This window comes from Enterobacter cloacae complex sp. HYC074_NIDB (assembly GCF_056673345.1).
This window is the reverse complement of the sequence record NZ_CP114214.1, coordinates 2,955,215-2,968,445: the sequence shown is the minus strand read 5'-3', so window position 1 is coordinate 2,968,445 and position 13,231 is coordinate 2,955,215. Positions and strand designations below refer to the sequence as shown.

General features: G+C 49.4%; 15 protein-coding genes and 3 tRNA genes. 14 read left to right on the top strand and 4 right to left on the bottom strand.

All coding sequences use genetic code 11. From position 1 onward, the window contains the following. The first annotated feature begins 11 nt into the window (after positions 1–11). The 4 genes from dcyD (at position 12) to sdiA (ending at position 3,383) form a co-directional block, all read left to right on the top strand. Positions 12–998: a D-cysteine desulfhydrase gene (gene dcyD, locus O1724_RS14460; protein ID WP_048208438.1), complete on the top strand. Its 987-nt coding sequence runs from the start codon at positions 12–14 to the stop codon at positions 996–998. A 21-nt stretch (positions 999–1,019) separates the two neighbouring features. Further along, the gene (gene tcyL / locus O1724_RS14455) at positions 1,020–1,688 is read left to right on the top strand and encodes a cystine ABC transporter permease (RefSeq protein ID WP_003859632.1); all 669 of its coding nucleotides are present in this window, start codon (positions 1,020–1,022) and stop codon (positions 1,686–1,688) included. Continuing rightward, positions 1,685–2,437 (top strand): L-cystine ABC transporter ATP-binding protein TcyN, encoded by a 753-nt coding sequence (tcyN, locus tag O1724_RS14450; protein WP_003859634.1) that lies wholly within the window; start codon positions 1,685–1,687, stop codon positions 2,435–2,437. The genes tcyL and tcyN overlap by 4 nt, the downstream gene beginning before the upstream one ends. A gap of 223 nt (positions 2,438–2,660) precedes the next feature. Continuing rightward, complete coding sequence (sdiA, locus tag O1724_RS14445) at positions 2,661–3,383, top strand: quorum-sensing transcriptional regulator SdiA (protein WP_003859639.1); 723 nt, start codon at positions 2,661–2,663, stop codon at positions 3,381–3,383. A gap of 64 nt (positions 3,384–3,447) precedes the next feature. Here the strand turns inward: sdiA and O1724_RS14440 are convergent, their stop codons facing one another. After that, positions 3,448–3,672 carry a DUF2594 family protein gene (locus tag O1724_RS14440; RefSeq protein WP_003859644.1) on the bottom strand — a complete coding sequence of 75 codons (225 nt, stop codon included), beginning with the start codon at positions 3,670–3,672 and terminating at the stop codon, positions 3,448–3,450. After that, positions 3,659–3,739 carry a hypothetical protein gene (locus O1724_RS14435; protein ID WP_418235935.1) on the bottom strand — a complete coding sequence of 27 codons (81 nt, stop codon included), beginning with the start codon at positions 3,737–3,739 and terminating at the stop codon, positions 3,659–3,661. The genes O1724_RS14440 and O1724_RS14435 overlap by 14 nt, the downstream gene beginning before the upstream one ends. Positions 3,740–4,136: 397 nt before the next feature. Here O1724_RS14435 and uvrY point away from each other — a divergent pair, with 397 nt between their 5' ends. The 6 genes from uvrY to O1724_RS14405 all read left to right on the top strand — a co-directional run bounded on the left by uvrY (position 4,137) and on the right by O1724_RS14405 (position 7,689). Further along, a complete protein-coding gene (uvrY, locus tag O1724_RS14430; RefSeq protein ID WP_003859647.1) occupies positions 4,137–4,793 on the top strand; it encodes a UvrY/SirA/GacA family response regulator transcription factor in 657 nt (218 codons plus the stop codon). Next, positions 4,790–6,622 (top strand): excinuclease ABC subunit UvrC, encoded by a 1,833-nt coding sequence (gene uvrC, locus O1724_RS14425; RefSeq protein ID WP_045337574.1) that lies wholly within the window; start codon positions 4,790–4,792, stop codon positions 6,620–6,622. Before uvrY ends, uvrC begins: the two co-directional genes overlap by 4 nt. A gap of 56 nt (positions 6,623–6,678) precedes the next feature. Then, complete coding sequence (gene pgsA / locus O1724_RS14420; protein ID WP_003859652.1) at positions 6,679–7,227, top strand: CDP-diacylglycerol--glycerol-3-phosphate 3-phosphatidyltransferase; 549 nt, start codon at positions 6,679–6,681, stop codon at positions 7,225–7,227. A 163-nt stretch (positions 7,228–7,390) separates the two neighbouring features. Continuing rightward, positions 7,391–7,466 (top strand) — tRNA-Gly (locus tag O1724_RS14415). A gap of 51 nt (positions 7,467–7,517) precedes the next feature. Then, positions 7,518–7,591, top strand: a tRNA-Cys gene (locus O1724_RS14410). 11 nt (positions 7,592–7,602) lie between these two features. Continuing rightward, positions 7,603–7,689: transfer RNA gene (locus O1724_RS14405), tRNA-Leu, on the top strand. Between the two features lie 241 nt (positions 7,690–7,930). Here the strand turns inward: O1724_RS14405 and O1724_RS14400 are convergent. Next, positions 7,931–8,671 (bottom strand): hypothetical protein, encoded by a 741-nt coding sequence (locus tag O1724_RS14400; RefSeq protein ID WP_126297404.1) that lies wholly within the window; start codon positions 8,669–8,671, stop codon positions 7,931–7,933. 80 nt (positions 8,672–8,751) lie between these two features. Here O1724_RS14400 and O1724_RS14395 point away from each other — a divergent pair, with 80 nt between their 5' ends. The 4 genes from O1724_RS14395 (at position 8,752) to O1724_RS14380 (ending at position 11,765) form a co-directional block, all read left to right on the top strand. Beyond that, positions 8,752–9,954, top strand: a complete 1,203-nt coding sequence (locus O1724_RS14395; RefSeq protein WP_048961839.1) for a site-specific integrase — start codon at positions 8,752–8,754, stop codon at positions 9,952–9,954. Between the two features lie 376 nt (positions 9,955–10,330). Then, positions 10,331–10,702 (top strand): hypothetical protein, encoded by a 372-nt coding sequence (locus O1724_RS14390; RefSeq protein WP_232967238.1) that lies wholly within the window; start codon positions 10,331–10,333, stop codon positions 10,700–10,702. Positions 10,703–10,727: 25 nt separating this feature from the next. Beyond that, positions 10,728–11,237, top strand: a complete 510-nt coding sequence (locus O1724_RS14385; protein WP_126297405.1) for a hypothetical protein — start codon at positions 10,728–10,730, stop codon at positions 11,235–11,237. Positions 11,238–11,330: 93 nt separating this feature from the next. Then, on the top strand, positions 11,331–11,765 hold the full coding sequence (locus tag O1724_RS14380) for a DUF2787 family protein (protein ID WP_048961844.1): 435 nt from the start codon (positions 11,331–11,333) through the stop codon (positions 11,763–11,765). Between the two features lie 610 nt (positions 11,766–12,375). Here the strand turns inward: O1724_RS14380 and O1724_RS14375 are convergent. Next, positions 12,376–13,194 (bottom strand): DUF726 domain-containing protein, encoded by an 819-nt coding sequence (locus O1724_RS14375; RefSeq protein ID WP_032200901.1) that lies wholly within the window; start codon positions 13,192–13,194, stop codon positions 12,376–12,378. Positions 13,195–13,231: the final 37 nt, after the last annotated feature.

Genomic DNA, 13,231 nt, shown 5'->3' with positions numbered 1-13,231 from the left:
CCGGAGGAACCATGTCACTACAGAATTTAACGCGCTTTCCCCGTCTGGAATTTATCGGCGCACCCACGCCGCTGGAGTATCTGCCGCGATTTTCTGACTATCTGGGGCGCGATATATTCATTAAGCGTGACGATGTGACGCCCATGGCGATGGGCGGAAATAAGCTGCGCAAGCTGGAATTTCTCGCCGCCGATGCCCTGCGCGAGGGGGCGGATACGCTGATCACCGCCGGGGCAATTCAGTCTAACCACGTTCGCCAGACGGCGGCAGTGGCGGCGAAGCTGGGACTCCACTGCGTAGCCCTGCTGGAGAACCCGATCGGGACGCAGGCAGAGAATTACCTGACTAACGGTAACCGTCTGCTGCTGGATCTGTTCAACGTGCAGGTTGAAATGGTCGACGCGTTGACCGACCCGACAGCACAGCTCGACGAGCTGGCGACGCGTCTGGAAGCGCAGGGTTTTCGTCCGTACGTGATCCCGGTTGGCGGCTCGAATGCGTTGGGTGCCCTCGGCTATGTTGAGAGCGCGCTGGAAATCGCTCAGCAGTGCGAAGGCGCGGTAAGTTTATCCTCGGTGGTGGTGGCGTCCGGCAGTGCGGGGACCCATGCCGGTTTAGCGGTCGGGCTTGAGCAGCTGATGCCGGAGGTCGAGCTGATTGGCGTGACGGTTTCCAGAAGCGTTGCGGACCAAAAGCCGAAAGTCGTCACCCTGCAACAGGCGGTGGCTGAACAGCTTGCGCTTCAGGCGAAGGCGGAAATATTGCTGTGGGATGACTATTTCGCGCCGGGCTATGGCACCCCCAATGATGAAGGGATGGAGGCCGTTAAGCTGCTGGCCCGTCTCGAAGGTATTCTGCTTGACCCGGTCTATACCGGTAAGGCAATGGCGGGCCTGATCGACGGCATCGCCCGCAAGCGCTTTAAGGATGAAGGACCCATTTTGTTTGTTCATACTGGCGGAGCGCCTGCGCTGTTTGCCTATCATCCTCATGTCTAAAAATCAGGTAGAAAAATAATAATGCAAGAAAGTATTCAACTGGTTATTGATTCGCTGCCGTTCTTGCTTAAAGGCGCGGTGTTTACTTTACAGCTCAGTATCGGCGGGATGTTCTTCGGGCTGGTGCTCGGGTTTGTGCTGGCACTGATGCGCATGTCCAACATCTGGCCGGTGCGGTGGCTGGCGCGGTTTTACATCTCCGTGTTCCGCGGAACGCCGCTTATCGCCCAGCTGTTTATGATTTACTACGGGCTGCCACAGTTCGGTATCGAGCTGGATCCGATCCCGGCGGCGATGATTGGCCTGTCGCTGAATACGGCGGCGTACACCTCTGAAACGCTGCGTGCGGCGATCTCCTCCATCGATAAAGGGCAGTGGGAAGCGGCGGCCAGTATCGGGATGACCCCGTGGCAGACGCTGCGCCGGGCGATCCTGCCCCAGGCGGCGCGCGTGGCGCTGCCGCCGCTGAGCAACAGCTTTATCAGCCTGGTGAAAGACACCTCCCTTGCGGCGACCATTCAGGTGCCGGAGCTGTTCCGTCAGGCGCAGCTGATCACCTCGCGTACGCTGGAAGTGTTTACTATGTATCTGGCGGCCTCGCTGATTTACTGGGTGATGGCGACGGTGCTGTCCGCTCTGCAAAACTATTTTGAAAACCAGCTTAACCGCCAGGAGCGTGATCCAAAATGAGTGCAATTGACGTCAAAAACCTGGTGAAAAAATTCCACGGGCAAACGGTGCTGCATGGCATTGATCTTGAGGTTGAGCAGGGCGAAGTGGTGGCAATTATCGGCCCGAGCGGGTCAGGCAAAACCACGCTGCTGCGCAGCATCAATTTACTGGAGCAGCCCGAAGGCGGGACGATCCGCGTGGGTGATATCACCATTGATACCGGGAAACCTATCAGCCAGCAAAAAGGGCTGATTCGCCGCCTGCGCCAGCATGTCGGCTTCGTGTTCCAGAGCTTTAATCTCTTCCCGCACCGCACGGTGCTGGAAAACATTATTGAAGGGCCGGTCATCGTCAAGGGGGAACCTAAGGAAGACGCCACGGTCCGCGCCCGCGAGCTGCTGGCGAAGGTTGGCCTGGCAGGGAAGGAGACGAGCTATCCGCGTCGCTTATCTGGCGGGCAGCAGCAGCGTGTCGCCATTGCGCGCGCGCTGGCGATGCGCCCTGATGTGATCCTGTTTGACGAACCCACATCCGCGCTCGATCCTGAGCTGGTCGGGGAAGTGCTGAACACCATCCGACAGCTGGCGCAGGAGAAACGCACGATGGTGATTGTGACGCATGAAATGAGCTTCGCCCGCGACGTTGCCGATCGGGCTATTTTCATGGATCAGGGGAGAATAGTTGAGCAGGGGCCAGCTAAAGCGCTGTTTGCCAATCCGCAGCAGCCCCGTACCCGTCAGTTCCTTGAAAAATTCTTAATGCAGTAGCATTTTAGCGTTCAATTTGCTCCAGATGCCGCTTCTGGAGCAAATAATCCTCCCTTAAACTCCGTTCTGTTGCTTTTTTATTCCGCCTGAAGTGGATAAGCCATCGCCAAATTAAAGATAATCTGCCTGTGGCCGATATTTTATATAAATAATCATGCTAAATGTGTTAGGTTATATTCACCATAATAATGATTATCTTTATCAGAGGCTTCATTCGGCAAGTATGAGGGATATAGACTTTTTCACCTGGCGACGGGAATGCGTCCTCCGGTTTCAGCAAATGACCTGTGCTGACGAGGTATATCAGGAACTTCAGCGACAAACGCAGGCGCTTGAATTCGATTATTATGCGCTTTGTGTTCGACACCCTGTGCCATTTACCCGCCCGCGAACATCCGTCCATTCCAGTTATCCGCAACAATGGATGGCGCAATATCAGTCCGAGAATTATTTCGCCATTGACCCGGTACTGAAGCCGGAGAATTTCATTCAGGGACATTTGCCCTGGACGGATGAATTATTCACGGATGCCCAGCAATTATGGGACGGCGCGCGGGATCACGGTTTACGCAAGGGAATAACGCAGTGTCTGATGATGCCAAATCATGCGCTCGGTTTCCTTTCCGTGTCATGTACCAGCTTACAGGCACACTCGATATCCAGTGAAGAAGTTGAGCTGCGTTTACAAATGCTGGTCCAGATGGCGCTCACTACGCTGTTGCGCTTTGAACATGAGACGGTGATGCCGCCTGAAATGAAATTCAGCAAGCGTGAACGGGAAATTCTGAAGTGGACCGCAGAAGGGAAGACGTCGGCAGAAATCGCCATCATTCTTTCCATCTCGGAAAATACCGTCAATTTCCACCAGAAGAATATGCAGAAGAAATTCAACGCACCGAATAAGATCCAGATAGCGTGTTATGCCGCGGCGACGGGACTTATCTGACTGATATCACGTTCTGCGTGTCAGACGAGAAAACGGCTGAATGCTTTGCATCCAGCCGTTTTTGTTACTGGCGGTAGGCTTGTTTAATTTGCTTAACCGTATTGGCAAAAACAGCGGATTCCGCCTGGTCTTCCATCTGCGCGATCTGTTTTTCCATTTTAATGATCACACGACCAGCATCAGCCTGGCCCATCGCCTGTAGCATAAGCGTCAGCAGCGACTTCAGGCAGTTTACTTCCTGTGCCAGTTCCTGGTTATTCTCGGCAGTGGCAAATTCAGGTGTGCTCATTTATTTTCCTCATTATAAAACAGCGCATGAGCGCGACGATGAAAGTTAAGGCGGCGGAGTATACCACAAGCTATGGCAAAAAATGCAGTGGTTGTTTTTTATACTTGTCGCGCCGCGATTATTGGTCGACGCGGATTATGAAGGTACTCTGTCCAATATGTTAGCGGCAATTAAATGTTTATCCCCGGTTCGTCATTCGTTAATTGTTGTTACAAAAAATCGCGCGCTCTTTTTCGTTTGGGTTAACAACTGTTTTAGTAACTTTTTGAATATCGATGCTAGAAAATAGCGGTAAAAGCCCAGCGGACAAGGGTTTTCTTTCCACTTGCTGTACAGCCTAATTTCCAAAAACGAGACCAGAATCGTATAGCCGATTTTTTAGCGTTTTAATCTTGCATGGAAAACCGTTAATATAAACCCAATTAGCAGTCAGTAGCGTTATCCCTATTCTGGAGACATTTCCTTTGATCAACGTCCTTCTTGTTGATGACCACGAACTGGTGCGCGCAGGGATACGACGCATTCTTGAAGATATAAAGGGTATTAAAGTTGCCGGCGAGGCGTGCTGTGGCGAAGATGCCGTCAAATGGTGTCGCGCTAACTCCGCAGACGTGGTGCTGATGGATATGAACATGCCCGGTATTGGCGGGCTTGAAGCCACGCGCAAAATCGCGCGCATGTTCGTTGATACCAAAGTTATCATGCTGACCGTCCATACCGAAAATCCGCTGCCTGCCAGGGTTATGCAGGCGGGTGCTGCCGGGTATCTCAGTAAAGGCGCCGCGCCGCAGGAAGTTGTCAATGCGATTCGCACCGTATACGCCGGGCAGCGTTACATCGCTTCTGATATTGCTCAACAGATGGCTCTGAGTCAGATTGAACCGGAAAAAACGGAATCTCCGTTTGCCAGTTTGTCTGAGCGCGAATTGCAGATTATGCTGATGATCACTAAAGGTCAGAAGGTGAATGAGATCTCAGAGCAGTTGAATCTCAGCCCGAAAACGGTCAACAGCTATCGCTATCGGATGTTCAGTAAATTGAACATTCACGGTGATGTCGAACTGACTCACCTGGCCATTCGCCATGGTTTGTGCAATGCGGAGTCGTTAATAAGTCAGTGAGTGAAGCGTTCGATTCAAAAGCATTTCTGAAAACCGTCACCAGCCAGCCGGGCGTCTACCGAATGTACGACGCTGGCGGTACGGTTATCTATGTCGGTAAGGCAAAAGATCTGAAAAAACGCCTTTCCAGCTATTTCCGCAGCAATCTTGCCTCTCGTAAAACCGAAGCACTGGTCGCACTCATCCACAACATTGATGTCACCGTGACGCACACGGAAACGGAAGCGCTGCTGCTTGAGCACAACTATATCAAGCTGTATCAGCCGCGCTACAACGTCCTGCTGCGCGATGATAAGTCCTACCCGTTTATTTTCCTGAGCGGTGATACCCATCCTCGCCTGGCGATGCATCGTGGCGCTAAGCATGCGAAGGGTGAATACTTTGGCCCTTTCCCGAACGGTTATGCCGTACGCGAAACGCTGGCGCTGTTGCAAAAAATCTTCCCCGTTCGCCAGTGTGAAAACAGCGTCTACCGCAACCGTTCCCGGCCGTGCCTGCAATATCAGATTGGCCGCTGCCTGGGGCCGTGCGTTGAAGGGCTGGTAAGCGAAGAAGAGTACGCGCAGCAGGTGGAATATGTCCGCCTGTTTTTAGCCGGGAAAGACGATCAGGTGCTGACGCAACTGATTACTCGTATGGAAAAAGCCAGCGCGGCGCTGGAATTTGAAGAGGCCGCACGCATCCGCGACCAGATCCAGGCGGTGCGCAGGGTGACCGAGAAGCAGTTTGTTTCTAATACGGGCGACGACCTCGATGTTATCGGCGTAGCCTTTGACGCCGGTCTGGCCTGTGTTCACGTGCTGTTTATTCGTCAGGGCAAAGTGCTCGGCAGCCGCAGCTACTTCCCGAAAGTGCCGGGCGGCACTGAGCTGGGTGAAGTGGTGGAGACTTTTGTCGGCCAGTTTTATTTGCAGGGCAGCCAGATGCGTACGCTGCCCTCGGAGATCCTTCTAGACTTCACGCTCGACGATAAAACCCTGCTGGCAGATTCGCTTTCAGAGCTGGCAGGCCGCCGGGTGAATGTCCAGACGAAACCGCGGGGCGATCGCGCACGTTATCTGAAGCTGGCACGAACCAATGCCGCCACGGCGCTGACCACCAAACTGTCCCAGCAGTCGACCGTCAGCCAGCGTTTAACCGCCCTTGCTACGCTGCTTAAGCTGCCGGAAGTGAAACGCATGGAATGCTTCGACATCAGCCATACGATGGGTGAGCAGACCGTGGCGTCGTGTGTGGTCTTTGATGCGAATGGCCCCCTGCGGGCAGAGTATCGTCGCTATAACATCACCGGCATTACGCCCGGTGATGATTATGCCGCCATGAACCAGGTGCTGCGCCGTCGCTATGGTAAAGCGATTGAAGAGAGCAAAATCCCGGACGTTATCCTTATCGACGGCGGGAAAGGGCAGTTGGGGCAGGCGAAGGCGGTATTCGAATCGCTCGACGTAGAGTGGGACAAGAACCATCCGCTGCTGCTAGGGGTAGCGAAGGGGGCAGATCGTAAGGCTGGCCTGGAAACGCTGTTCTTTGAGCCGGAAGGCGAGGGCTTTAGCCTGCCGCCGGATTCCCCTGCGCTGCACGTGATCCAGCATATTCGCGATGAGTCGCACGATCATGCCATCAGCGGGCACCGTAAAAAACGGGCGAAAGTGAAAAATACCAGTACCCTTGAGACGATTGAAGGCGTCGGGCCAAAACGTCGCCAGATGCTGTTGAAGTATATGGGCGGATTGCAAGGATTACTCAACGCCAGTATGGAAGAAATTGCAAAAGTGCCGGGTATTTCGCAAGGGCTGGCAGAAAAGATCTACTACTCGTTGAAACATTGAGGGCTCTGTAGCAACATAGAGCTAAATTTTACTGACAACAGACAGTTACCGTCATCATGCGATTTAATATCCCTACGTTGCTCACTCTCTTTCGCGTTGTGCTCATTCCGTTCTTCGTCCTGGCATTTTACCTGCCGGTCGTCTGGGCGCCTTTTGCCTGTGCGCTTATTTTCCTGATCGCTGCCGTGACGGACTGGTTTGACGGTTATCTGGCGCGTCGCTGGAACCAGAGCACCCGCTTTGGCGCATTCCTCGATCCGGTTGCGGATAAGGTGATGGTAGCAATCGCGATGGTGCTGGTGGCGGAACATTATCATACCTGGTGGGTGACGCTGCCTGCCGCGACCATGATTGGACGTGAGATTATTATCTCTGCCCTGCGCGAGTGGATGGCGGAGCTGGGTAAACGCAGCAGCGTGGCGGTGTCCTGGATTGGGAAAGTTAAAACCACTGCGCAGATGGCGGCGCTGGTGTGGATGCTGTGGCGTCCGAATGCCTGGGTTGAGTGGGCCGGCATTGGTCTGCTGTGGGTTGCGGCGGTGCTGACATTGTGGTCAATGCTGCAATATTTGAACGCTGCGCGCGGTGATTTGCTTGAACAGTGATCGTTTCGGCTTAATTTTCAGCAAACGGTCCTGAGATGCAAAAAATAACGTTGACTCATAACGTCATATCAGTAGAATGCAACGCATCGAACGGCGGCACAGTTAGCCGGACGATAATGAAATCAAGTGGTTAGGAAGTCGTTAAATAGTTACTTGATGACATGCGGGAATAGCTCAGTTGGTAGAGCACGACCTTGCCAAGGTCGGGGTCGCGAGTTCGAGTCTCGTTTCCCGCTCCAGATTAAAGCATCGGCAGTTTGCGGGTGCAGGTCGAAAGACAACAGATTTAAGGCGCGTTAGCAAAGCGGTTATGTAGCGGATTGCAAATCCGTCTAGTCCGGTTCGACTCCGGAACGCGCCTCCACTTTCTTCCCTGGCCGGATGGTGGAATCGGTAGACACAAGGGATTTAAAATCCCTCGGCGTTCGCGCTGTGTGGGTTCAAGTCCCACTCCGGCTACCATGGGAAAAAGCAGAATAATCAAAGCAATAAGCAGTGTCGTGAAACCACCTACGGGTGGTTTTTTTGTGCCTGAAATTCACGCCCTGTGCATATCCTGTGCTCACGGGGTGCAATGAGCTGCAATCTCCAGCGTGGTAATGCCGAATCGAACGTGTCGCCTCCAGCATAGAGAACCAGGTCGTTTTGCCTGTTTTCCGGTACTCCTCCGGGAAGGGGACCCTGCTGAGCAAGCTGTAATGCTCTAGCCACCCTGAGTACAAAGTTGCTTAATTCGTGCAATCACCTCATTTCTGTACTTCTGGTGTCCGCGCATAGCCCTTGGATGGGCAATTCTGAAACAGATTGCATTACTTGTTTTGAACTCCCATAGCTTCCCCGGTATGACTGAAGAAGTCTCATAGACGCCTAGCTCAGTAAGCACCTGTTTTATGATGTAGTCTGTTCTCCGGGCTCCGGATGCAAAGATGATGAAATCAGGCTCAAGGTGTTTAATTTGTACCGCCAGCAGCTTCAGCGAGGCTAATATGACTTCCTGCACTTCATTTTGAGGGCGATTGAGAGGGGTCAGTCCGTCGTAATCCCACGCCAGTAGATTGGCATACACGATAGCCTGAGGAGGAAAATTTAGCTCCCGGGCCAGCCTGAAATGATATTGCGTGAAGCGGCTACGTGATTTGAGGTTGGTGGTGCCATAATTTTGTACCGGAAGATGTTTCCTGTAACGATCTACAGCTTCTTCAACCACCTGCCCGATGGTGACGTCAGGCATAAGTCCCAACACCCGTGATATCGTATTCTTACCATTCAGCGTATTCCAGCCAGCGGTTTCACGTCCAACCAGCATGATTTTTACCGGTGAATGCCAGTATTCTTCAAACGGCACGGGTAAAAAGACGCCTGAGTATTTATCTTCATTCAGGTTAAATGACTGGGCGTCAACTTCCTGTAATATCCGTTTGTACGCGTCTAATAGCCTTTCCATTCTTCAATCCTGCCCCGTAATAAAAATACCTTCAGATATATATTATTTTCATGATATCAATCAGAAACATGAGGATAAATATGCAAAAATCCTTCCGATTCACCAATTCATCCATCAAAGCCCTTCCGGCAAACACAGATACCCGATCTACAGAGCTTGAGGTATCCGATACTGAGGTCATTGGCCTCAAATGCCTCTCAGGTCGAACGGGCAACAAACGTTTCCTCCTGCGCTACACATTCCACGGTACCAAAAAAAGTATCAGTATTGGCAGATTCCCTGAAATTGATGTGGGGACAGCCCGTCAGATAGCTCGTCGTCACAAGGAGGCGATTGCACTGGGAAATGACCCTAAGGCAGAGCGCGATAATTATCGAGCGATGCCAACGCTTAGTGAGTTTTTTCACCAGACCTATGTTCCGTTCATCAAGCGCCATAAAAAGTCCTGGGATAAGGATGTTCAGCGTTTCACGCAATACATTGAACCTCGTCTGGGGAAGATACGTTACTGCGACCTTCGGGCCCGGGGGATCCAGCAGGTGCTTTTTGACATGCTTGAGGGCCGTATTCACGGCCAACAGTATGCACCGTCTACCTGTAACAGGGCACTGGCTATTATGAAAACTATGGGGCGTTATGCGCTACGACAGGATATCCTGGAGAAGAATGAAGCCGATAAAATCCCTTTGCTAAAGGAGAATAACCAGCGGACGCGCTTTTTTGACGCTGATGAGATCAGGAGAATCCTCGACGCTGCGGCACGATATCCCAATAAGGCAGCCGGGGGACTGATAGCAATGCTGTTGTTAACCGGTACCCGCAAATCAGAAATGCTTAACGTCATGCACAAACATATTGATCGGGATAACAGGTCGTTATTCATTCCTTATACTAAGAATGGTCGCAGCAGAACTGTGTATCTCAGTGATGTTGCATTATCCATTATTGATTCGATCCCACGGGCTGGCAGCAACCCCTATCTGTTTGCCGTAAAAGATAATGGAAAACCAATATCAGAACCCCGGTGGGCCTATGAAAAAATACTGGCAGAGTGCGGGATAGATAAAAGTGAAGTCTGTTTCCACACTACGCGCCATTCCGTCGCATCATTACTTGTCTCCAGCGGACAGTACAGTCTGTATGACGTTAAAGCCCAACTGGCGCATGCCAGTATTCAGAGTACGGAGCGCTACGCAAAACTGACACCAGAGCGAATGCGTCAGACCGGGCAGGGTGTTACCGACCTTCTTTTACCCCCCGTAGCTACCAGTAAAGAACAGTGATTTTTGCATCTCTTAAACGTGGAGAATGATTATGCCGTTAAAGTGCCCTAAGTGCGGTAGTCGGAATACAGTCACAGAAACTGCCGGAAATATAGCAAAGGTGACTCGCGATGACCGGTTTCTGACATCGACATCCGGTTATATTAGCCCGGAGCAATTACCAGAATTGCTTAAAGAAATCATCAGGGCGATACAGCGTCTATTTGGATTCCTTAAACAGCGTGAAAGGAATAATGCTCCAGTGCTTATCTGCAAGGATTGTGGATATTATGAAAGAATTTAGATGACGCCTGAAGGCAATTCCAGATTCTTTACCCTGTCTATGTAACCCCGATACTTAAAACGTATCGGGTTTTTTGTTTATGAGGATTATTCAATGAAATTTATCTCGAACTGGCAAGACCTGCCGTCGCTCCTTCTTCCCGATTCAGTTATGACTGTCTTGAGAAAAGAACTGATACTTCCATTTGATGATGAACTTTCCGCAATGAATTTTTGGTGCGAGGTGGGTGTAACATTAATGTACATTGAACCCGGTGATGTTCCCGAAGATATTAAACGACACGTACTGGATGTAATTCATCATTTAATTGCAAACCCTGAGTTCGTGGTCCATCTGACAGATGAATATTACTTGATGCTATCAATTACAGAAGATAATGGAAATGGTATTTATCTGCTATTTCATCCGGAATGCCCTTTGAAGGGGATTGACACATTAATGTCTATGGCGGAATCCCGTCTGTAAATCAGATTAAAACCAGGAGATGAAAATGAGAAAATCAGAGTTAGAGAAAAATAATAATGAACACGAGAAGCTGGGGTTAAATAATGATTTAAGTGATATTGAAAAAGGTATCACTGAAGATGGCCAAATATTACCTGAAGAGAGTTATAAGCTGCTAATTGAATCAGGTCAGGCGGAAAAAATCAGCCCTAAAGCCAGCGGTATTCTGACATGGCAACTGGCTATGTCTGAAACGGATAATGAACTTTACCTGCGTCTCATGGCAAATGGCAGCGGTGGATTGTTCTCTAAAGACTGGGTCCCACTTTCTAAGATTGAAAGTGTACTCGAAGTTCAACCGACAACGGGCTTCACATCAGGCGTATTCAGATCATTATTTAAAGGAGCAAGTGCCAATAATGCCGGTTTTCTGGCCGCTGTTTTACGCTCACCGGATATATGTCTGCTTGAGGCGCACCCTGAGAAGTTGTTTACGCATGTTTTATATGCTGACTGGCGGGCGCGTTTTAAAACACTCAGTAAGGTTGGCGATTGAGAAAGGATTGCGAAGAATTAATTCTTTACCAGAACTGTTATACAACCAGAAACTACTACACACCTCTTCTCACCTTTTACAGGAAAATCTATTATGCAAACACAGTATGCCCTAAAACAGGCAGGATTAACGCTGCCTGTCACTAAATTATTTCAGCAGCACATCGTTACGCTTCTGGCAGAACAATCTCAGCAAATATCGGTCAGGGCAGTAGTCATTAATTTTCGTGACCCGGACTACAGTGCAGAATCCGGCGGATTTCATCCGGTTGAAATGCGGTTCATCCGCCTGGATAACGAATGGTATTTCGATTATGTCACAGACTTTAGTTACATGGGACGAGTCTATCCGGAGCTGGAAAAGGAAATGGACTTTTGTTGGTCAGGCCAATACGTCTTCCATTATCTGGCTGGGGATATTTCACTGGCGGCAGAGAGGAATGAACTCTGGTCCTTATGGGAGGGTAATTTTATGGATTACCTGTCTATGGGGATTTACCGGGTAACGGTAACTGTGGAAAGTTGTTGACCTGTTATGAACAGGAAGAAAACGGGCATCTTTGTAATCCTCTTCATGCGCAGTACATCGCAGCATGATGATGATACTGGTTGTACTGGACCGTTCGCATAAACATGTGCAGACACGGGGGATCTCAGATCCCTCGTGGTTTTTGCCCCCTATGGAGCATTCTCCTGTAGCAGGGTGATAACGGTTAATCCATTACCCCAACGACAGTATTACACCGGTAATAAATGTTCATGAATACAGTCAGTTATGTGGGTTTTGAGGTGGGCTATGTCATCGTTGACGATAACTGAAGGTTTTACAGATGTATAAAACTCGCGGTGAAAGGATCGCAGAAAGGCTGTGCTGGATATTACTTCAACTGTATACCGGTAATACGGTATCGGTTAATGATATATGTCAGCGTTTCGCGGTCAGTCGCCGAACCGGACAGCGTGATTTGTTGAGAGTTGAAACTGTAACGGAAACTATTTCACCTGGAAGGGTAAGGCTGGCAAATTTGATAAGGGAACGAGTTAGACGAAATTTTTAATCGAATCCATATCAATACTATAAAATATGAAACTTAACGGGAGTAAATATACACTCCCGTTATAATGCAACCTTTTTTTAACTACTCAAATGATATTAATTTAGGTGCGACAGTGTTTTTATGACATGTTAAATTCGCAAGATCAATAATATCATTAAACAATTTTATGTCGTCGTCAGTGAGCTCTACGTCTGGATCAGCTAAATCGGCACAGGTAACATTTAACCAGTGTGTTAATGAATCAATCCTGTTTGAAGTAATATATTCAGTGTGACCAATATCCCACTTCCAGTTGATCACCCGAGCAGGTCTGAATCTCACCTCCCGAACCCCAATTGGCGTTACTGACTCTACGAGAGGGTATATCGTGTTAAGTACTTTATCATGTTCACTGTAGATATTTAAATGCCCCATTTTTGAACCGTAAGCCATTTTCATTATGTTCTCTGTATAACTTGTTATTGGGGTGGCTCCGGCCATAGAGATTGTTAAGAGAATATTATCATTTTTAATATAGGGTAATGTATTGTTTATTAATCGAGTCCCTAAAGAATGACCCATTATGATCACATTACGCTTTTCTTTAACGTATATCTCGTTTATTACGTGTGCTAATTTTTCTCTGTTATTAACTGCTGCTTTCGTTGCATTATACCAGGCCTGACGCGCTTTAAATGGAATGGAGATTGATGACAATAAAGGAGATGTTCTCAGGGGGAAGAGAGTATATAACCCCCACTTGTTCGCTATGTCAGAACTTAATATGGATAGTAGATTTGCCGATTCCCATTTATAGTATCTGACATCAAGGCCACACCCTGCTTTAATTCGGTTAAACCATGATATATCATTTTCGGTCAGAAACCCTGATACAACAAGAAGAACCGGGCATTTTTTCATGGTAACTCCATTTTTTAGCTTACAAAAATAGCACTCA